This is a genomic window from Labilibaculum sp. DW002 (genome assembly GCF_029029525.1).
Taxonomy (GTDB): Bacteria; Bacteroidota; Bacteroidia; order Bacteroidales; family Marinifilaceae; genus Paralabilibaculum; species Paralabilibaculum antarcticum.
In genome coordinates, this window is the sequence record NZ_JAKJSC010000002.1 from 311639 (window position 1) to 329966 (window position 18328).

General features: G+C 35.7%; 19 protein-coding genes and 1 pseudogene. 19 read left to right on the top strand and 1 reads right to left on the bottom strand.

The genetic code is table 11. The annotated features are described in order from the left end of the window. Positions 1-19 precede the first annotated feature (19 nt). From L3049_RS12935 to L3049_RS12975, 9 genes are all read left to right on the top strand, one after another. Complete coding sequence (locus L3049_RS12935; RefSeq protein WP_275110232.1) at positions 20-1372, top strand: OprO/OprP family phosphate-selective porin; 1353 nt, start codon at positions 20-22, stop codon at positions 1370-1372. A 149-nt stretch (positions 1373-1521) separates the two neighbouring features. Beyond that, positions 1522-2718, top strand: coding sequence for an OprO/OprP family phosphate-selective porin (locus L3049_RS12940; RefSeq protein ID WP_275110233.1), 1197 nt, complete (start codon positions 1522-1524; stop codon positions 2716-2718). 105 nt (positions 2719-2823) lie between these two features. Then, the gene (locus tag L3049_RS12945; RefSeq protein WP_275110234.1) at positions 2824-3324 is read left to right on the top strand and encodes a hypothetical protein; all 501 of its coding nucleotides are present in this window, start codon (positions 2824-2826) and stop codon (positions 3322-3324) included. A gap of 10 nt (positions 3325-3334) precedes the next feature. After that, the gene (locus L3049_RS12950; protein ID WP_275110235.1) at positions 3335-4114 is read left to right on the top strand and encodes a Rossmann-like and DUF2520 domain-containing protein; all 780 of its coding nucleotides are present in this window, start codon (positions 3335-3337) and stop codon (positions 4112-4114) included. 26 nt (positions 4115-4140) lie between these two features. Then, positions 4141-4668 (top strand): KdsC family phosphatase, encoded by a 528-nt coding sequence (locus L3049_RS12955; RefSeq protein WP_275110236.1) that lies wholly within the window; start codon positions 4141-4143, stop codon positions 4666-4668. A gap of 24 nt (positions 4669-4692) precedes the next feature. Next, a complete protein-coding gene (locus L3049_RS12960; RefSeq protein WP_275110237.1) occupies positions 4693-5646 on the top strand; it encodes a UbiA family prenyltransferase in 954 nt (317 codons plus the stop codon). A gap of 3 nt (positions 5647-5649) precedes the next feature. Then, positions 5650-6006, top strand: a complete 357-nt coding sequence (locus tag L3049_RS12965) for a four helix bundle protein (protein WP_275110508.1) — start codon at positions 5650-5652, stop codon at positions 6004-6006. Between the two features lie 49 nt (positions 6007-6055). Next, positions 6056-6634, top strand: coding sequence for a Maf-like protein (locus tag L3049_RS12970; protein WP_275110238.1), 579 nt, complete (start codon positions 6056-6058; stop codon positions 6632-6634). 31 nt (positions 6635-6665) lie between these two features. Next, positions 6666-8849: a S46 family peptidase gene (locus L3049_RS12975; protein WP_275110239.1), complete on the top strand. Its 2184-nt coding sequence runs from the start codon at positions 6666-6668 to the stop codon at positions 8847-8849. Between the two features lie 86 nt (positions 8850-8935). Here the strand turns inward: L3049_RS12975 and L3049_RS12980 are convergent, their stop codons facing one another. Next, positions 8936-9697 (bottom strand): hypothetical protein, encoded by a 762-nt coding sequence (locus L3049_RS12980; protein WP_275110240.1) that lies wholly within the window; start codon positions 9695-9697, stop codon positions 8936-8938. A gap of 383 nt (positions 9698-10080) precedes the next feature. Here L3049_RS12980 and L3049_RS12985 point away from each other — a divergent pair, with 383 nt between their 5' ends. From L3049_RS12985 to L3049_RS13030, 10 genes and pseudogenes are all read left to right on the top strand, one after another. Continuing rightward, entirely contained in the window at positions 10081-10428 is a 348-nt protein-coding gene (locus L3049_RS12985; RefSeq protein WP_275110241.1) for a hypothetical protein, read from the top strand. A gap of 9 nt (positions 10429-10437) precedes the next feature. Beyond that, the gene (locus L3049_RS12990; protein ID WP_275110242.1) at positions 10438-10851 is read left to right on the top strand and encodes an ATP-binding protein; all 414 of its coding nucleotides are present in this window, start codon (positions 10438-10440) and stop codon (positions 10849-10851) included. A 4-nt stretch (positions 10852-10855) separates the two neighbouring features. Next, the gene (locus L3049_RS12995; protein ID WP_275110243.1) at positions 10856-12223 is read left to right on the top strand and encodes a [Fe-Fe] hydrogenase large subunit C-terminal domain-containing protein; all 1368 of its coding nucleotides are present in this window, start codon (positions 10856-10858) and stop codon (positions 12221-12223) included. 2 nt (positions 12224-12225) lie between these two features. Continuing rightward, positions 12226-12564, top strand: a complete 339-nt coding sequence (locus tag L3049_RS13000; protein ID WP_275110244.1) for a DRTGG domain-containing protein — start codon at positions 12226-12228, stop codon at positions 12562-12564. An 8-nt stretch (positions 12565-12572) separates the two neighbouring features. Next, a complete protein-coding gene (locus tag L3049_RS13005; protein ID WP_275110245.1) occupies positions 12573-13313 on the top strand; it encodes a PHP domain-containing protein in 741 nt (246 codons plus the stop codon). 94 nt (positions 13314-13407) lie between these two features. Further along, positions 13408-13715 (top strand): annotated as a pseudogene (locus tag L3049_RS13010) (four helix bundle protein). Between the two features lie 16 nt (positions 13716-13731). After that, the gene (locus L3049_RS13015; protein WP_275110246.1) at positions 13732-14271 is read left to right on the top strand and encodes an ATP-binding protein; all 540 of its coding nucleotides are present in this window, start codon (positions 13732-13734) and stop codon (positions 14269-14271) included. Positions 14272-14307: 36 nt separating this feature from the next. Then, positions 14308-14700: a (2Fe-2S) ferredoxin domain-containing protein gene (locus L3049_RS13020; RefSeq protein WP_275110247.1), complete on the top strand. Its 393-nt coding sequence runs from the start codon at positions 14308-14310 to the stop codon at positions 14698-14700. A gap of 21 nt (positions 14701-14721) precedes the next feature. After that, positions 14722-16512, top strand: a complete 1791-nt coding sequence (locus tag L3049_RS13025; RefSeq protein ID WP_275110248.1) for an NADH-quinone oxidoreductase subunit NuoF — start codon at positions 14722-14724, stop codon at positions 16510-16512. Positions 16513-16533: 21 nt separating this feature from the next. Then, positions 16534-18297: an NADH-dependent [FeFe] hydrogenase, group A6 gene (locus L3049_RS13030; protein WP_275110249.1), complete on the top strand. Its 1764-nt coding sequence runs from the start codon at positions 16534-16536 to the stop codon at positions 18295-18297. The last annotated feature ends 31 nt before the right edge of the window (positions 18298-18328 follow it).

An 18328-nucleotide genomic window follows, 5' to 3' on the forward strand; every position in this document is an offset into this window, starting at 1 on the left:
ATCTATAAACGATAAAGATATGTTAAGAAAGATATATATCGCTACACTAGCTTTAGGAATGGTAGCGGCAAGTGCAGTAGCTCAGGAAAAACAATTGACTGCTGAATCAAAAAAAGGAGGAATTGTGTTAACCTCAGCTGATAAGGATTATCAGGTAAGCCTTAATGGTAGAATTTATATGGATGGTGTTCATTATTTTGATGATAAGACTGATTTAAGTTCTGATGCATCTGTTGAGGATATCCGTTTAGGAACAACTATTAAGTGGAAACAATGGAGTGCTAAGGTAAATGTAAGCTTTGGTAATAATGAAGTTAAGATTAAGGATGCATTTTTAAGATACAATCAAGCTAAGAACAGTATTTTTACAGTAGGTAACTTTTTTGAGCCATTTGGTATTGAAGCATCAGCTTCAAGCAAAAACCTTCGTTTCATCGGAGGAGCTAATACAACACAAGCAATGGGTATTGGTCGTAGTATTGGTTTAGGATATACTTATTATACCGATAAATTCTACGGTTCAACTGGTCTTTTTGCAGGTTCGGTAGATAACCACAATAAAGGTGACCAAGGTTTCTCTACGACAACTAAATTGGTCTACACGCCAATTGTAAACGATAAAGTTCTTTTCCAGTTAGGAGGTTCATTTACTTATCGTATGCCGGAAGCCAATGGATTTAACGAGTCATTAAATGATGATGATTATAACCGTGAAGTTTTACTAGCAGCTGGTCCGGAGCATAAATTCTTAAATGCTGATATTAAAGGTGCAAGAACAGACATGCGTTATAACTTCCAATCGATGGTTCTTAGTGGCCCTGTTATGTTGCAAGCAGAGTACACTAAAACGAAAGTGACTCGTGATGATGATTACGTTTCAAGACTTATGAAGGACAACCCATATTGGACTCATACTGCAACAGGCGGATATGCCTGGCCAACAAAACCAGAGGATTACCCGGGGTGGTATGGTGAAATGCGTGACATTGAAACAGAAGCTTTCTATGTAACAGCAGGCTTCCTTTTAGGTGATAACTATTCATATAATTCTTCAACAGCTTATATCAATAGACCCAAAGCTGGTTCTTATGAGTTCCTTTTACGTTACGATAATACAGATTTGAATGATATTGATGGTACTTATTTCAATGGTTCATACGGACCAGCAGATCTGGATGCTGCTTTAGGCGGAGCTGGAAACATGAGTATTCAAGGTGGAAAAGCAGAAACAATTAGTGCTGCTGTTAACTACTATTTGAATGATAATGTGATGTTTCGTTTAAACTATAGTTATATGGATGTTCAGAATCAAGTGTATCCATTAGACGAAAAAGTTGGAATGATTAAAGCTAGAGTACAGGTTAATTTCTAGTAAGTACAACGTACTATTTATTTATACGAAAGAGGAGCAATTTTATTGCTCCTCTTTTTTTTGTTAATTATGTTTTGGTGAAATTATTTATTCTTAATCTAAAATCTCTATTTAGTACATTTAGATTGCTAATCACTAATTAATCTAACATGAAAAAGTTCTACCTACTTATTTTCTGCTTTTGTTTTTTTGCAGCAAGTTTATTCGCCCAAGATTCTAACAAACTAAAATTAAGTGTTAAAAAAGGTTCTGTGCAATTGGCATCTGACGATGGTCAGTTTAACTTTGGTTTTGGAGGACTACTATTTATGGATGCCGCAAGTTATTTTGATGATGAAACAGATTTAGGAAGTGGTAGTGAAATTAGAGATGTTAGATTTTTAATGAAAGCTACTCTTTGGAAAAAATGGGATGCGAAAATCAATATTGGATTTGCTGATGGAGCAGTATCTCTTAAAGATGTTTTCTTAAAATATAAAATCGACAAGAATAGTTTTGTTCGAATTGGCCATTTTCTGGAGCCTTTTGGAATAGAGCAAACAGAAAGTTTTACCTCCATCAAATTCTTGTATGCTTCAAGTACTATGGAAGCATTCCGACCAAGAAGAAATCTTGGCGTATCTTATGCTACTTGGGGAAATAAGCATTTTTGGGAAGCAGGATTATTTGGTAGTGATACCAATAACAAAACTCAAGGTGACGAAGGATATGGATTAACCTCAAGATTTGCATTTGCTCCAGTTCAAACAGATGCTGGTGTGTTTCATGTAGGAATATCGGGAATTTATCGGACCGCTAATTCTGTTGGTTTTGATGAAAGTGGTATCGAGAATCCAAAATCAATTCGTTATAGATCAAGACCTGCCACTCATATCGAAAGAAGAAGATTTATTGATGCAAAAGTTAGTAATGCAGAAAATGAGGTAAAGCTAGGTTTCGAAATAATAGCTGCCACAGGTCCTTTATTTTTGCAAGGAGAATACATCGATGCAAGTGTATCTAGAAAATCAGGAAATGAGGATTATCACGCAAAAGGATGGTATGCTCAATTAGGATACTTGCTTAAAGGTGGTAATTACAAGTACAAGATGAAATCAGCACGTTTGGCTAAGCCTGCGCCCGGATCTATTGAATTATTGGCTCGGTACAACGAGACGGATTTGAATGATTCTGACGCCTTAATTTTTGGAGGGAAACAAAAAGATATAACAATTGGTTGTACCTGGTATATGAACCACAATATGCAAATGAAATTTAATTTTGCTAATGTTGATTTGGATGAAAATGCGTTAAATGGAGAAGAGAATTTTAATCTGATTCAAACTCGATTTCAACTAGCATTCTAAATTGAATTATTGAAATTATTATATTTTTACGAAGCCTGATTTATTATCAGGCTTTTTTGTTTTTGATCGAGTAAAGTCTTTGTTGTATTTATATATCTTTGCTTTATGGACAAAGAAAAAGCTGAACAGGAGAAACAGTTTATACGCAAAATCTTCATCGATGAAATTGGCCGCTTGCAAAAAGAAGGCTTCTATTTTTTTTCCTTTATAATGATGGGACAAGCCATTGAGGCATTAGGTTGTTTTTTAGATAATAAACCATTAAAAGCTCGTGCTCAATCATCAAAACGATTTTCAAAATCATTAAATATATTAATGGGGAACGATTATCGTGCTGTGAATAAGGATTTTTGGCTTTACGACAGACTTAGAAACCAATTAACGCATTCATTTGTTCCGAGCAAATCTCTTCTGCTTTGCGCTCGAAATAATCAACCGGAAGATGCAGATCATTTAGACTTTTTAGATGATAGGTTGGTTTTGGTTGCCGAAGATATGTATGAAGATTTGGTAAAGGGATGTGAAAAACTCTTTGGAATGATCGATAGAGGTAAAGTACCTTTGAAAAATATTGCAGCATCTCCTGAGGAGTTGGGAATAGTATAATATCCATAATATGATTGAAAAAATTGTAATAATTGGTGCAGGAAATTTAGCCACACAACTTTCGCTTGCTCTTCACGAAAAAGGCTTGGGAATTATTCAGGTTTACAGTCGAACCATAGAGTCGGCTAGTGAACTTGCTGGCAAAGTAAATGCGGAAGCAAGCAATTCCTTACAGGATATAAAGACAAATGCCGATTTGTATATTTTGGCAGTAAGCGATAAGGCTTTGCAATCCGTTTTGAATGGAATTTCAATTCCAAAGGCTAAGCTTGTCCATACCGCAGGGAGTATCTCTGTTGATGTTTTTAAAGATTACACCGATACCTTTGGCGTCTTCTATCCTTTACAGACCTTCTCAAAAAATAGGAAAGTAGATTTTTCAAACATACCCATCTGTATTGAGGCAAATCAAGAAGCCTTTGCAGCTGAATTGTTCGAATTGGGAAGGAAAATATCTTCGAACTTACATGCGATATCATCCGATCAGAGGAAGCAATTGCATTTGGCTGCAGTTTTTACTTGTAATTTTGCAAACCACATGTATAGTATTGGGCAGGAGTTATTGGCTGAGAAAAATGTAGATTTTAATTTGCTTCAACCTTTAATTAAAGAGACAGCAGAAAAAATCACAGAATTGGATCCAATAGCCGCGCAGACGGGACCTGCTGTTCGTTTCGACGAAGATGTTATAAAAGCACATGAGGAAAGCTTAAATATGCATCCTGATTTTCAAAAATTGTATAGATTTGTGAGTCAAAGTATTTATAAGATGCATTCTTCAATAAAATAATAGAGAAACACATAGATATTAACATTATGGCCTTTTTTAAAGAAGATTTGATGAAAGTTAAGGCTTTCATTTTCGATGTAGACGGTGTATTGTCTACAGAGTGTATCACTATCGATTCTGATGGGGAGTTGTTGAGAACAGCGAATACCAAAGATGGTTACGCGATTCAGTATGCTGTAAAGAAAGGTTATCCGGTCGCTATTATCACGGGAGGAACATCAAGTGCGGTTGAAAAACGTTACCGTGGTTTGGGTGTTCAAGATATTTATATGTCGTCGAAAGATAAGATAGCTGATTTTGAAGATTTTCTATCAAAACACAAGATTGAGGAAGATAATATCATGTATATGGGTGACGATTTACCTGATTATGAGGTGATGAAAAGAGTGGGTGTGCCGACTTGTCCTAAGAATGCTGTAACACAGATTAAAGAAATTTCAGCTTATATTTCTGATATGGATGGTGGTTGTGCAGCTGTTCGTGATGTAATGGAGCAAGTACTTCGTGCTCATGGTAACTGGTTTGCAACAGATACTAAGATTCAAAGCATATAATCTAATTCTAAACCGATACGACCAATGAATAGTTTCCTAAAATTAATTCGCTTACCCAATCTGATAATTATTGCTCTGACACAATACGTAATGCGATATTTTATTATTCAGCCACTTTTAGGAATAAACGGCATAAAGCTGCAGTTAGCTGATTTGAATTTTGCATTACTTGTTCTTGCTACTGTTTTTATGGCGGCTGCAGGTTATATTATAAATGATTATTTCGATACCAAAGCAGATCGATTAAACAAGAGAGAGGTAATTGTAGGCCGAAAAATTACCCGTAGAATTGCACTTTTTTTGCAACAAATAATTGCTGCAATTTCGATATTGCTTGCTGGTTATGTCTCATATAAAGTTGGTCATTGGCAATTTGTCTTGATCTTTTTTATGGCTGGAGGTTTGTTGTGGTTCTACTCTACATCTTATAAATATTACTTTTTATTAGGAAGCTTTTTAATTGCATTGGTTGTTGCGGCTATCCCATTTATTGTAGTGATATATGAAATTCCACCACTTAATAAGGTATATGCTGATGTATTAATGAAATCGAAAACCAACTTTAACTATTTATTGTATTGGGTTGGCGCATTTTCATTCTTTTCTTTTTTCAGTGTCCTGATTGCTCAGTTTATTCGCGATCTAACCTCTATAAAAGGAGATCGAGAAATATATCGCAGAAGTTTACCGATCGTTATCGGATTAAAATGGTCTAAAGTGGTAATCATACTGCTTATTCTCTTTTTGTCTGTTTCTGTATTTGGCGTTTGGTATCAGTTTTTGAATGCACCAATGGATAAAATTACACCATGGTATTTTGGTGGTCTTATTGTTTTACCCCTGCTATTTCTAGCTTATCAGGTATACAAATTTGAAGAAGGTGATAAATTACGCTTGGGACTGTATTTGATGCGTTTTGCAATATTAACTGGTATTTCATATGCTTTTGTTGTCAATTATATAGTTAATAAATTATAAGTTATTAATGATAATAGTGTTAAAATTAAATCTTTTCATTTTGCAGCTCGAATTGTTAAGTTGTATAAACATCTTTGTGATAATAAAAGGGAGTTTGTGTTAAGCAAGCAATTGTTGCGTTCAGGAACCTCTATTGGGGCTAATGTTAGAGAGAGTCAGAATGCTGAAAGTAGTGCTGATTTTATTCATAAATTAGCAACTGCTCAAAAGGAAACGGATGAAACATTATACTGGCTTGAGTTATTGAAAGAAACTGATTTTATTGTAGAGAATGAATTTCAATCGATGCATGCTGATGGTGTTGAGTTGTTAAAGATCATTCGTAGTATCATTATTACAAGTAAGAAGAAAAATTGTTGAGGTATGATAAACTTATAATTCATAACTCTTAATTTATAATTATTAAATCATGTTGAATAATCTAAAAGATTATCAATTGATATTGGCATCTCAATCGCCACGACGTCATCAGATGTTGAAAGAGTTGGGCCTTGATTTTAAAATTCAAACTAAAGATGTTGAGGAAGTTTATCCTGATCATCTAAAAGGCGAAGAAATTCCTGTTTATCTAGCTAAGCTAAAAGCAGAGGCTTTTGTGCTTGATATGAATGAAAAGGAATTGGTGATTACCGCTGATACCATTGTTTGTGTTGACGATATGGTATTAGGAAAGCCCAAAGATAGGGCTGATGCCGTAAAAATGTTGAAAATGTTATCTGGCCGTTCGCACCAGGTGATTTCAGGTGTTTGTCTGAAATCAAAAGAAAAGGAAGCAACATTCTCAACGACAACGCATGTTCACTTTAAAGAATTAAATCTGGAAGAAATAGATTACTATATAGACAATTATAAACCATTTGATAAAGCAGGAGCCTATGGTATTCAGGAGTGGATCGGCTTTGTAGGGATAGACGGAATTGAAGGTTCGTACTTTAATGTTGTTGGCTTGCCAATTCAACGACTATATCAAGAATTATCAACTTTTTAAATACGAATTACTTACACAACACATAAATAAAATGATAAAGAAAATTAGTTTACTATTATTTGCCGCTGTAATGATTTTGGGTAATCAGGTAAAAGCAGACGAAGGAATGTGGATTCCTATGCTGTTGAAAAAGTACAATATTGAAGACATGCAGAAAGCTGGATTTAAGCTGACTGCTGAGGATATCTACGATGTTAATCAGGCTTGCTTGAAAGATGCTGTAGTAGGATTAGGACGCGAAGGAAGACCGTTTCGTCACTTTTGTACAGGAGAATTGATCTCTGATCAAGGATTAATGGTTACCAACCACCATTGTGGATACGGTGCTATTCAGAATCACTCAACACTTGAGAACGATTATTTGAAAGATGGTTTCTGGGCAATGAACAAAGGTGAGGAATTGGTAAACGAAGGTATTACAGCTTCATTTCTAATTCGCATGGCTGATGTAACTGCTGAAGTTCTTAAAGGTGTTAATGATGATACCAAAGAAGAAGATCGTTCAAAGATTATCGGAGAAAACATCAAGAAAATTGAAGCTGAAACTGAGAAAAACTCAGAATACCGTGCTAGTGTAAAAGCTTATTTTGCAGGTAACCAATATTTCCTTTCAGTTTACGAAATCTTTAAGGATGTTCGTTTAGTAGGAGCGCCTCCATCAGCTATCGGTAAATTTGGTGGTGACACTGACAACTGGATGTGGCCTCGTCATACAGGTGACTTCTCAATGTTCAGAATTTATGCAAACAAAGACAATAAGCCTGCTTCTTATTCAAAGGACAATGTACCATTGCAAGCTAAGTCTTCATTCAAAATTTCGTTGAAAGGTATTAACGAAGGTGATTTCACAATGGTATTTGGTTACCCGGGAACAACAACTGAGTATTTAACTTCGTATGCATTAGAGATGATGACTCAGGTTGACAATCCTCATAAAATTAAGTTGAGAACTAAGAAGCTAGACTTAATGCGTGCTGATATGGATGCTTCACCAATGGTGAGAATTCAGTATTCAGCAAAATATGCTGGTGTTGCAAACTCATGGAAAAGATGGCAAGGTGAGATCAAAGGTTTAAAGAGATTAGATGCGATTACTAAGAAGAAGGACTTAGAAGAAAACTTTGTTACTTGGGCAAATACAAACGAAGAGCTTAAAAAGAAATACGCGGGTATTGTTGATGAAATGGGATCTTTGTACAAAGAATTGGCTCCTTTAAGTTTGGCTCGCGATTACGCTTTAGAGGCAGGTTTTAGAGGATCTGAAACAGTTGGGCTTGCGGCGAAGTTTAAAGGCCTTTCTCGACTCACTAAAAAAGATGCGGATAAGCTTAAAGATGCGGTTGAAGCACTTAAAAAGCAAAGCGATAAATTCTTCAAGAATTACAACATGCCAACCGATAAAAAATTGTTGGCAGCTACCTTAAAAATGTATAGCGATAATTTAGAAGATAAGTATTTACCAAAAGAAATTATCAATATAAGAACGAAGTACAAAGGAAATTTTGATGCTTATGCTGAGAAAGCTTTAAGTAAATCAATTTTTGCTGATGAAGCGAAGTTGAATAGTTTTTTGGCGAGCTATAAAACTTCAATGGCGAAGAAGTTGACTAAGGATCCAATTTTTGCTTTAGCAAGTAGTATTAGTTTCCATTACGAGTCGGAAATTGCTCCAGGCTATGGAAAGATTTCAAGAAAGACAACGAAGTTACAACGTACCTATATGGCGGGTTTAATGGAGATGCAAAAGGATAAAACTTTCTATCCAGATGCTAATTCTACTTTTAGAGTTCATTACGGTAAGGTGGCAGGTTACAAGGCCCGAAATGCGGTTACTTACGATCATTACACCACTTTGGAGGGAATCATTGAAAAGGATAATCCTGAAATTTTCGATTATGATGTTCCACAAAAATTGAGAGATCTTTATCATGCAAATGATTTTGGACAATATGCGAATGATAAAGGAGAAATGCCTGTTTGTTTTGCAGCTACGAATCATACCACAGGTGGTAATTCTGGTAGTCCAGTATTAAATGCAAATGGTGAATTGATTGGTTTAAATTTCGATCGTGCTTGGGAAGGTGTTATGTCTGATTTGATGTACGATGCTGAAATTTGTAGAAATGTGTCTTTAGATATTCGATATGTTCTTTTTATAGTAGATAAATTTGCTGGAGCAGGTTATTTATTGGACGAAATGAATATCGTTAAATAAAACTCTAAGCAGTTAATATTGCTGTTAAAGTAAAAGGGAATTGCCATTGGTAATTCCCTTTTTTATGCTTTAGATTATAATTTGCATTAACTACAAGGTAGGTAATAGTCTTTTAATGGATTGATAAAAAGGACTGGGTTTTTCTCTTCTCTGAGTATTTTTTTTAGTTGACCAGGACCATAATGAGAAGCAACCCATCCAGGATTGCGATTGGACATTAAAATAAGTAAATCAGATTTTAAATCTTTTGAGATTTCAATAGCTTCTAGATTAATATTCTTACTCTTACTATTTGTTTTTATTATTTGATATTGAAACGTGAAAGCTTCAAACATTTTTTTCGTGAAAATGAGCGTTGCTTTTATCGTCCTAATGTAGCTTGCTGATTTTTCTTTTGGTGTTACAAGATGGACAATAGCTTTATTGAATCGTCCAAAATAGCTTGCCCATATCATTTTTTCTTTACTTTCTTTCCGATGATCTATCGGCACGATTATATTCTCGTACGAGCAATTTATATTGGAATGAGCTGTAAGTGCTATGGTTGGAATTTTTGCATTTAAAATCCAATTGTAAATTGAATGCCTTTTTAAGTTATTTAGTGATTTAGGAGAGAATTGAGTCACGATTAAAATTGCATCAAGTTGTTGAATACTATTGTTTGGTTCTTTTTTTAAGTTACCAAATTCAAAAAAGCGATAGGAGATACTGAATTGTTTAGATTTTTCATGTATTATCTTTTCAATTGAGACTAAATTTTGATCTTTTTTAGGTGGATAGAATGCTATTGCAACCTTCGCACTAAATATCCTTGCAAGAGTAAATGAATGTTCAATTGCAATATTCATATTCTCTTGATCTTGTATGAGTACTAATATGTGTTGTTTTTTTTGGCTCATTGATTAAAGAAAAAAATAAGTAATGCAGGTATTGTTATTCTCTGTATCTAGCGAATATAATCAAAAAAACATTCGTCATATCACGACATTCAAAAAATGCGATATCCTTAAAAATTCTTCACATAAAAACTAACTGTTTTTTAGATTATTATTCCGAAATGTTTTTGAAAAAAAGATTAAGATTATTCATTCTAAATTGAGTTATTTAGATTAAATATTTATTTTCTCTTTTTAGTGCTATTCAGTTATATATCATTTATTAATCTTACTCAATTTCTTATCTTAGTCCCATTAATAAAGAGTAAATAATAAACATAAGTTGGTACTGCGATATGGTGAAAGTGGCGGATGTAGTTGATAAACTTAATGCAAGTGTTATTTGTGGGAATGGGGATTTAAATCAGGATATAGATTTTGGTTTTGCTTCTGATCTCATGAGTGATGTCTTAACTATTGATTCTGATAATCTATTGTTGGTGACAGGTTTAAATAATTTACAGACGATAAGAACCTCTGAAATGTCGGATATTCCATACATATTATTTGTTCGCGACAAAAAAGCTTCTGAAGAAATGAAAAATCTGGCAGAAGAAAGTGGGATTACTATTTTAGAGTGTCGTTATTCAATGTTTCGCGCTTGTTCTATTTTGTGTAATATGGGTCTGGAGCCCGTTTATTAATTCTGATGTATGGATTTTAAATTTGATATAGAAGGAGGCAATTTTTCAAAAGCAGGGACTGCATCAAGCGACGTGAAGAAAGTGTTGAAGAAGTTGAATGTTGACCCAAAGCTAATTAAACGAATTGTTGTTTCGATATATGAGGCCGAAGTGAATGTTGTTGCTCATGCCTATGAAGGTGAAATGAATGTCTCAATATTTCCGGAAAAAATAATAGTACGTATTGTTGATAAAGGGCCTGGTATTCCTGATATAGAATTAGCAATGCAGAAAGGGTATTCGACAGCCTCTCCTGAAGTTAGAGAAATGGGGTTTGGAGCAGGTATGGGCTTGCCAAATATAAAAAAGAATACGAATGAGCTAAATATTAAGTCAGAGGTTGGAGTTGGAACCGAAGTTGAACTAATTAACTATTTAAATTAGAACGATGGAGAAGCTGCCCTTTTATCACGCGCTAAAAGTTGTCGAAAACGTTTGTATTGGTTGTACACATTGTATGAATGTGTGCCCCACAAAGGCAATTCGTGTGAAATCAGGAATTGCTGATATTGACAAGTATGCTTGTGTTGATTGCGGAGAGTGTTTAAAAGCTTGTCCTGTGAATGCTATAATAGTGGAGCAAGATGACTTTAATCAGATATTTAGCTTTAAACAAAGAGTGGCCTTGTTACCAACTGTGCTGTTAGGACAATTTCCTGATGGTGTTTCCGAAGTGCAAGTTTATGAAGAAATAAAAGATCTAGGTTTCACGCATGTTTATGAAGTGGACGGAGCTGTAGGTGTACTTTCCGATGCAACTAAAAAATACATGCATAAGCACAATCAGGAAAGACCATTTATTTCGAGTTTTTGTCCTGCAGTTGTTCGTTTGATACAAGTGAGATTTCCTGGATTAGTTGATAATATCATTCAGTTGAAACCGGTAATTGATATATCGGCGCAATTCTATCGTAAGAAATTAGAAGATAAAGGTTATACTCAGGACGAGATTGGTATTTTTTATATAACGCCATGTGCAGCTAAAATTGCATCAGTAAAATCACCAGTAGGCGAAGAAGAGTTGCTGATTGATGGTGTCATAAACATGGACTTTATTTATAATAAAGTTCTTCTAAGTATTAAGCAAAATAACAAAGAAGCAAAAAAATATCCTGAAAATATTCACATGTCCCGAAGGAGTATTGAGTGGTCATTAACCAATGGCGAGGCTTCTCAATATTCTGGTAGATGTTTAGCAATAGATGAGATTCACAATGTGATTGCATTTCTAGATAAGTTGGAGAATGAAGAGATCACGGATGTTGATTTCTTAGAACTAAGAGCTTGTGACAGGTCTTGCGCTGGCGGCGTTTTGAGTACAGAAAATAGATTTATTGCAATTGAGCGCTTGCGAAAAAGAGCAGCTTGGTATCACCGAAACAAACCGGTGATAATGGAAGAAAAAGAGATAGAAGAATACAAACCATATTTATTAGAGCATATTTCGATTAATAAAGTTGAGCCAAGATCAATTTTGAGTTTGGATTCGGATATGATGATTGCCATGGATAAGATGAAGAAAATTCAGCGTATCATGAAAGTTTTACCCGGTATAGACTGTGGAGCTTGTGGTGCGCCTAAATGCAAAGTATTGGCTGAAGATATCGTTCAGGGAAAAGCCAAAATGACGCAATGTGTGTTCTTGCAAAAGATGCTCACAAAAGAAGAGTTAATTACCCCTCAGGAATCTTTTGATATATCAGAAGGTACATGGGGAAAAGAACGTTTTGAGAAAAAGACGATTAAAAATAGATAAGAATGAAGGTAAGTGATATTGTTGAAAAATTGGGTTTAAAAGTTTGTTCGGGAGAACAAGGCTTGAACAAAGAAATTGAAGGTGGCTATACATCAGATTTATTAAGTGATGTTATGGGGAATGCCGATGCAGACCAGGTGTGGGTAACACTTCAAACTCATAAAAATATCATGGCAATTGCTTCATTAAAAGAATTAGCTGCAATTGTGTTGGTTAAGGGCTACGAGCCAGAAGCTGATGCTGCAGAGCAAAGTAACGAGGAAGGGATTCCAATTTTGTCATCAGAAGAGGAAGCCTTTGAGTTGACAGGAAAGCTTTATAAGCTATTGAGTGTTGAATAACTGAAATCATGAAAACGTTTCGAGTCGACCTACATACACATACAGTACTTTCTCCATGTGGAGATTTGGAGATGAGTCCGGTAAATATTGTAGAGAAGGCGAAAGAGCGAGGAATTGATGTTTTAGGCATAAGCGATCATAACTCAACTTTACATGCCCCTTTGATTAAAAAGTTGGCAGCAAAAGAAAATATTGAGATTATGATGGGCGCAGAGGTGACAACCAAAGAGGAAGTACATTGTCTTTGCTTTTTTGAGACAGAAGAGAAGTTAGTTGTTTTTCAAAAGTATTTGGATAAGCATTTGCCACATATAGCTAATGATAGCGATAAATTTGGTTATCAGGTTGTGGTAAACGAGGAGGAAGAGATTTTAAATGAAGTTGAATGGTTATTGATTTCAGGTATAAATCAGAGTATTGATCAATTAGAGAAAAAGGTTCACGAATTGGATGGTTTGTTTATACCAGCTCATGTAAATAAGATGCAGGATAGTATAATCTCGCAACTGGGATTTATTCCCATCGATTTAAATGTTGATGCTTTGGAAATATCACAGCATACAACAAAGAGTGAATTTTTAAAGAAGAATAAGTATCTGAAGAATTACAATTTTATTCGAAGTTCAGATGCACATTATATAGATAATATAGGAAATACCTGGACAAACTTCTTTATGGAAAGACGAAATTTTGAAGAAATAAAAATGGCATTAGCAGGTATTGAAGGAAGAAAAATTGAAATAAAATAAGCCATTGGTATTTAGCTGTTGGTTTTTAGTTAAAAAAGGAATGAAGAATTTTAGGAAGTTAAATATTTGGCAAAATGGAATCACAATCGTTAAGATGACTTATCGATTGGCTGATATGCTTTCTAATGATGAAAAATATGGCTTGAGAAGTCAAATTTGTCGAGCGGCAGTTTCTGTTCCTTCTAATATTGCTGAAGGTTCTAGAAAAATAGTGATGCTGATTTTAGACGTTTTCTTGATATTGCTTTGGGATCTTTGTTCGAATTGGAAACTCAACTAATAATTATAGTAGAGTTGAATTTTATAGAAGAAAATAAGACTAAGGAATTAGCTGAATTAATTCAGCAGGAAGAAAAGATGATAAACAGTTTAATAACAAAGCTAAAGGCTAACTGCCAATAGCTAAAAGCTTAAAATATTGAAAGATTTGTCAATGCATATAATGGATATCATCCAAAATTCAGTGAGAGCTGAAGCATCTAATGTACAGTTGGAAATTGTAGAGAGTCAGAAAGATGATCTGTTTTCAATTGGCATCAAAGATGATGGGTTTGGTATGTCGAAAGAGGTGTTGGCGAAAGCGATTGATCCATTCTTCACATCCCGAACAACAAGAAAAGTTGGTTTGGGGATTTCACTATTGAAGCAAAATGCCGAACAGACTGGTGGAAGTTTAAATATTTGGTCTAAAGAAGGAGAGGGGACTCAACTTGAAGTCATTTTTTCTCATTCGAATATTGATAGACCAGTGTTAGGTAATATAGCCGAAACCATGATGCTGTTGGTTGGAGCTAATCCGGAAATGGATTTTTTGTATAAGCACACAACTGCTGAAGGTGAATATGTGTTTGACACAAAAGAAGTAAAAGAAATTTTAGAAGGGGTGTCATTAAATGACCCTAATATTTTGGTTTATCTAAAAGAGATGATAAACGAAAATATAAATACAATAATATAATTTGAATTTAGTTTCTAACCTTTAATATTTGAGATTATGGCAAAAGTAAAATCTCTTGCAGACCTGAAGAAAATGAAAGAAGATCTTCAGTCGAAAATGGATCTTAGAGAAAAGAGTGATGCGCCAGATAGCATGGTGCAGGTAAAAGTAGGTATGGCTACTTGTGGAATCGCTTCTGGTGCAAAAGAAGTGATGAATTTCTTTATCGAAGAAAGTGCTAAGAGAGGAATTTCAGCTGTTGTTACCCAAACAGGATGTATGGGCTATTGTTTTGCAGAACCAACTATCGAGGTAATTATGCCTGGTAAAGATCCAATCGTTTTTGGTGATGTTGATGTGAAAAGAGCTGATGAGATTATTGAGAAGTACGTTAAGAATGGTGAGTTGGTTGATGGAATTATTCCTGTAAACTATAATACTATTGACTAATATCTAAACCCAAACACTGTTATGGAAAAGTATAAAATGCATATTCTTATTTGCGGAGGTACGGGATGTCGTGCGTCTGAAAGTGAGCTTATTCAAACTAATTTAGAAGATGTTCTTAAGGCCAAAGGTCTAGAGGATGAAGTGCAGGTTGTGACCACGGGTTGCTTTGGTTTTTGTGAAAAAGGACCTATTGTAAAGATTCTTCCGGATAACACATTCTATATTGAAGTGAAGCCTGAGGATGCAGAAGAAATTATTGAGGAGCATATTGTAAAAGGACGCCAGGTGATGCGACTTCTTTACACAGATCCTGATAAGAAAGAAACTGTAAGTGATGCGAAAAACATGGGTTTCTATAAGAAACAAATTCGTATTGCTCTTAGAAACTGTGGATTTATTAATCCTGAGAATATTGACGAATATATTGCTCGTGAAGGTTATGGTGCACTAGGTACGTGTTTCGAAATGACGCCACAGGCAGTTATCGATGTAATTAAAGAATCTGGTCTGCGCGGACGAGGAGGAGGAGGATTCCCAACTGGTTTGAAGTGGGAGTTTGCTTCTAAGAACGATGCTGATCAGAAATATGTGGTTTGTAATGCTGATGAGGGAGATCCGGGAGCATTTATGGACCGTTCAATCCTTGAGGGAGATCCACACTCAGTACTTGAAGCGATGGCTATTTGTGGTTACACAATGGGCGCTGATTTGGGTGTGATTTATATTCGTGCGGAGTACCCACTTGCAATTGAGCGTTTAAAGATTGCAATTGCTCAAGCTCGTGAATATGGTTTGTTAGGTAAGGATATTTTGGGTTCTGGTTTCAATTTCGACGTAGAAATGCGTTATGGAGCTGGTGCTTTTGTTTGTGGTGAGGAAACTGCATTGATCCACTCTATGGAAGGTCTTCGTGGTGAGCCAACTGTTAAGCCTCCATTCCCAGCTGAATCAGGATATAATGGAAAGCCAACTAATGTAAACAATGTTGAGACATTTGCTAATGTTCCTGTTATCATCAACAAAGGTGCTAAGTGGTTTAGTGCAATTGGAACTGATAAGTCAAAAGGTACTAAGGTATTTGCTTTAGCAGGAAAGATCAATAATGTTGGTCTTATTGAGGTGCCAATGGGTACTACTCTTCGTGAAGTAATTTACGAAATTGGTGGTGGTATTAAAGATGGTAAGAAATTTAAGGCTGTTCAAACAGGTGGTCCTTCCGGAGGTTGTTTAACTGAGAAGCATCTTGATACACCTATCGATTTTGATAATCTTATTGCTGCAGGTTCTATGATGGGATCAGGTGGTATGATTGTTATGGACGAAGACGACTGTATGGTTTCTATGGCAAAATTCTATCTTGACTTTACGGTTGAGGAATCTTGCGGTAAATGTACGCCATGTCGTGTTGGTAACAAGCGTCTTTATGAGATGTTAGATAAGATTACTGAAGGTAAAGGAACTAAAGAAGACTTAGATTTATTACGTAACCTTTCTGGTGTAATAAAAGATACGTCTCTTTGCGGATTAGGTCAAACTTCTCCAAATCCAGTTTTATCTACTCTTGACAATTTCCATGATGAATATATTGCTCATGTTGAGAATCATAAGTGTACTGCTGGACAGTGTAAAGCATTGATGCAGTATGTTGTTGATCCGGAGCTTTGTGTTGGTTGTACGCTTTGTGCGCGTAACTGTCCGGTTGATTGTATTGCTGGAGAACGTAAGGAAGCTCATATTATCGACGTTGAAAAATGTATTAAGTGTGGTGCTTGTATGGATAAGTGTAAGTTTAACGCCATTAGCATACAATAAGGAGGATTGAAAATGGAACAAATGATAAAATTAACCATTGATAATAAAGAGGTAGAGGTTGCTAAAGGCACCACTATGCTCGAAGCTGCAAAGCAGATTGGTGTTGAAATACCAACGCTTTGCCACATGCACCTTGAGGATATGAATATTGAGCATAAGCCTGGTGGATGTCGTATTTGTGTTGTTGAAGTAGACGGTAGAAGAAATCTAGCGCCTTCATGTAACTCAAAGTGCGAAGCTGGAATGAATATCAAAACTCACTCTATGAGAGTTTTGAACGCTCGTAAAACCGTAATGGAATTGATGCTTTCTGATCATCCGTTTGATTGTTTAGTTTGTGCGAAGTCAGGAAATTGTGACTTGCAAACTACAGCTCAAAATATGGGTGTTCGTGAGATTCACTACCAAGGTGAGCAATCAACTTATAAGGTAGATTATTCTCCATCGATTATCCGTGATATGGATAAATGTATCATGTGTCGTCGTTGTGAAACGATGTGTAACGATGTACAAACTGTTGGAGCTCTTTCTGCTGTTAACCGTGGATTCGAATCAGTAGTCGCTCCAGCTTTTGAGATGGATCTTGAGAAATCTACTTGTACTTATTGTGGTCAGTGTGTTGCTGTATGTCCTACAGGTGCACTTACTGAAAAAGATCATACGAATCAGTTGATTAGAGACCTTGCTAACCCGAATAAGACTGTGGTAGTTCAAACGGCTCCTGCTGTACGTGCTGCTCTAGGTGAAGAGTTTGGTATGGAAGCTGGTACTTTGGTAACGGGTAAAATGGTTGCTGCGCTTCGTAACTTAGGTTTCGACAGTGTGTTTGATACTGATTTTGCTGCCGATCTTACTATTATGGAGGAAGGTACTGAGTTGCTTCAGCGTCTTGATGCTCACCTAAAAGGTGACAAGGATGTGAAGCTTCCTATTTTGACTTCATGTTGTCCAGGTTGGGTGAATTTCTTCGAGCATCACTTCCCAGAGATGAAAGAGATTCCTTCAACGGCTCGTTCTCCTCAGCAAATGTTTGGTCCTATTGCTAAAAACTATTTGGCAAAAGAAATGGGAATCAAGCGTGAGGATATGATTGTTGTTTCTATAATGCCATGTTTGGCTAAGAAATACGAATGTCAGCGTGATGAGTTTAAGGTTGATGGTGATCCTGATGTGAATTATTCTATCTCAACTCGTGAATTAGCTAACTTGATTAAGCAAGCTAATATGGATTTCGTTACTCTTCCTGAAGAAGATTTTGATAATCCATTGGGAGAGTCTACAGGTGCTGGTGTAATTTTCGGTGCTACTGGTGGTGTTATCGAAGCTGCAACTCGTACTGCTTACGAAGTATATACTGGAAAAACACTTGAGAAAGTTGATTTCAACGCACTTCGTGGTATGGAAGGTATTCGTAGTGCTAAAGTTGATTTTGATGGACTGGAGTTAAATATTGGTATTGCTCATGGTTTGGGTAATGCTCGTAAGCTTCTTGAAGAAGTAAGAGATGGAAAATCACAATATCACGCAATTGAAATCATGGCTTGTCCTGGTGGATGTATTGGTGGTGGTGGTCAGCCATTGCACCACGGTGATGCTTCTGTTTTAGGTAAGCGTGCTGCTGCTCTTTATCGTGAAGATGAAGGTAAAGCAATTCGTAAGTCTCATGAAAACCCATACATTATTAAGTTGTATGAAGAGTTCTTGGGTAAGCCTTGTGGTGAATTGTCGCATAAATTGCTACATACTCACTATTTCGACAAGAAAAATGAAATCGAAATTGAATAAATTATTTTGAACCATTCGGATTAAAAAATCC

Bases quoted from the DNA above. Each gene is read 5' to 3' on its own strand.
- L3049_RS12935 (WP_275110232.1), top strand. From the start codon at position 20: ATGTTAAGAAAGATATATATCGCTACACTAGCTTTAGGAATGGTAGCG.
- L3049_RS12940 (WP_275110233.1), top strand. From the start codon at position 1,522: ATGAAAAAGTTCTACCTACTTATTTTCTGCTTTTGTTTTTTTGCAGCA.
- L3049_RS12945 (WP_275110234.1), top strand. From the start codon at position 2,824: ATGGACAAAGAAAAAGCTGAACAGGAGAAACAGTTTATACGCAAAATC.
- L3049_RS12950 (WP_275110235.1), top strand. From the start codon at position 3,335: ATGATTGAAAAAATTGTAATAATTGGTGCAGGAAATTTAGCCACACAA.
- L3049_RS12955 (WP_275110236.1), top strand. From the start codon at position 4,141: ATGGCCTTTTTTAAAGAAGATTTGATGAAAGTTAAGGCTTTCATTTTC.
- L3049_RS12960 (WP_275110237.1), top strand. From the start codon at position 4,693: ATGAATAGTTTCCTAAAATTAATTCGCTTACCCAATCTGATAATTATT.
- L3049_RS12970 (WP_275110238.1), top strand. From the start codon at position 6,056: ATGTTGAATAATCTAAAAGATTATCAATTGATATTGGCATCTCAATCG.
- L3049_RS12975 (WP_275110239.1), top strand. From the start codon at position 6,666: ATGATAAAGAAAATTAGTTTACTATTATTTGCCGCTGTAATGATTTTG.
- L3049_RS12980 (WP_275110240.1), bottom strand. From the start codon at position 9,697: ATGAATATTGCAATTGAACATTCATTTACTCTTGCAAGGATATTTAGT.
- L3049_RS12985 (WP_275110241.1), top strand. From the start codon at position 10,081: ATGGTGAAAGTGGCGGATGTAGTTGATAAACTTAATGCAAGTGTTATT.
- L3049_RS12990 (WP_275110242.1), top strand. From the start codon at position 10,438: ATGGATTTTAAATTTGATATAGAAGGAGGCAATTTTTCAAAAGCAGGG.
- L3049_RS12995 (WP_275110243.1), top strand. From the start codon at position 10,856: ATGGAGAAGCTGCCCTTTTATCACGCGCTAAAAGTTGTCGAAAACGTT.
- L3049_RS13000 (WP_275110244.1), top strand. From the start codon at position 12,226: ATGAAGGTAAGTGATATTGTTGAAAAATTGGGTTTAAAAGTTTGTTCG.
- L3049_RS13005 (WP_275110245.1), top strand. From the start codon at position 12,573: ATGAAAACGTTTCGAGTCGACCTACATACACATACAGTACTTTCTCCA.
- L3049_RS13020 (WP_275110247.1), top strand. From the start codon at position 14,308: ATGGCAAAAGTAAAATCTCTTGCAGACCTGAAGAAAATGAAAGAAGAT.
- L3049_RS13025 (WP_275110248.1), top strand. From the start codon at position 14,722: ATGGAAAAGTATAAAATGCATATTCTTATTTGCGGAGGTACGGGATGT.
- L3049_RS13030 (WP_275110249.1), top strand. From the start codon at position 16,534: ATGATAAAATTAACCATTGATAATAAAGAGGTAGAGGTTGCTAAAGGC.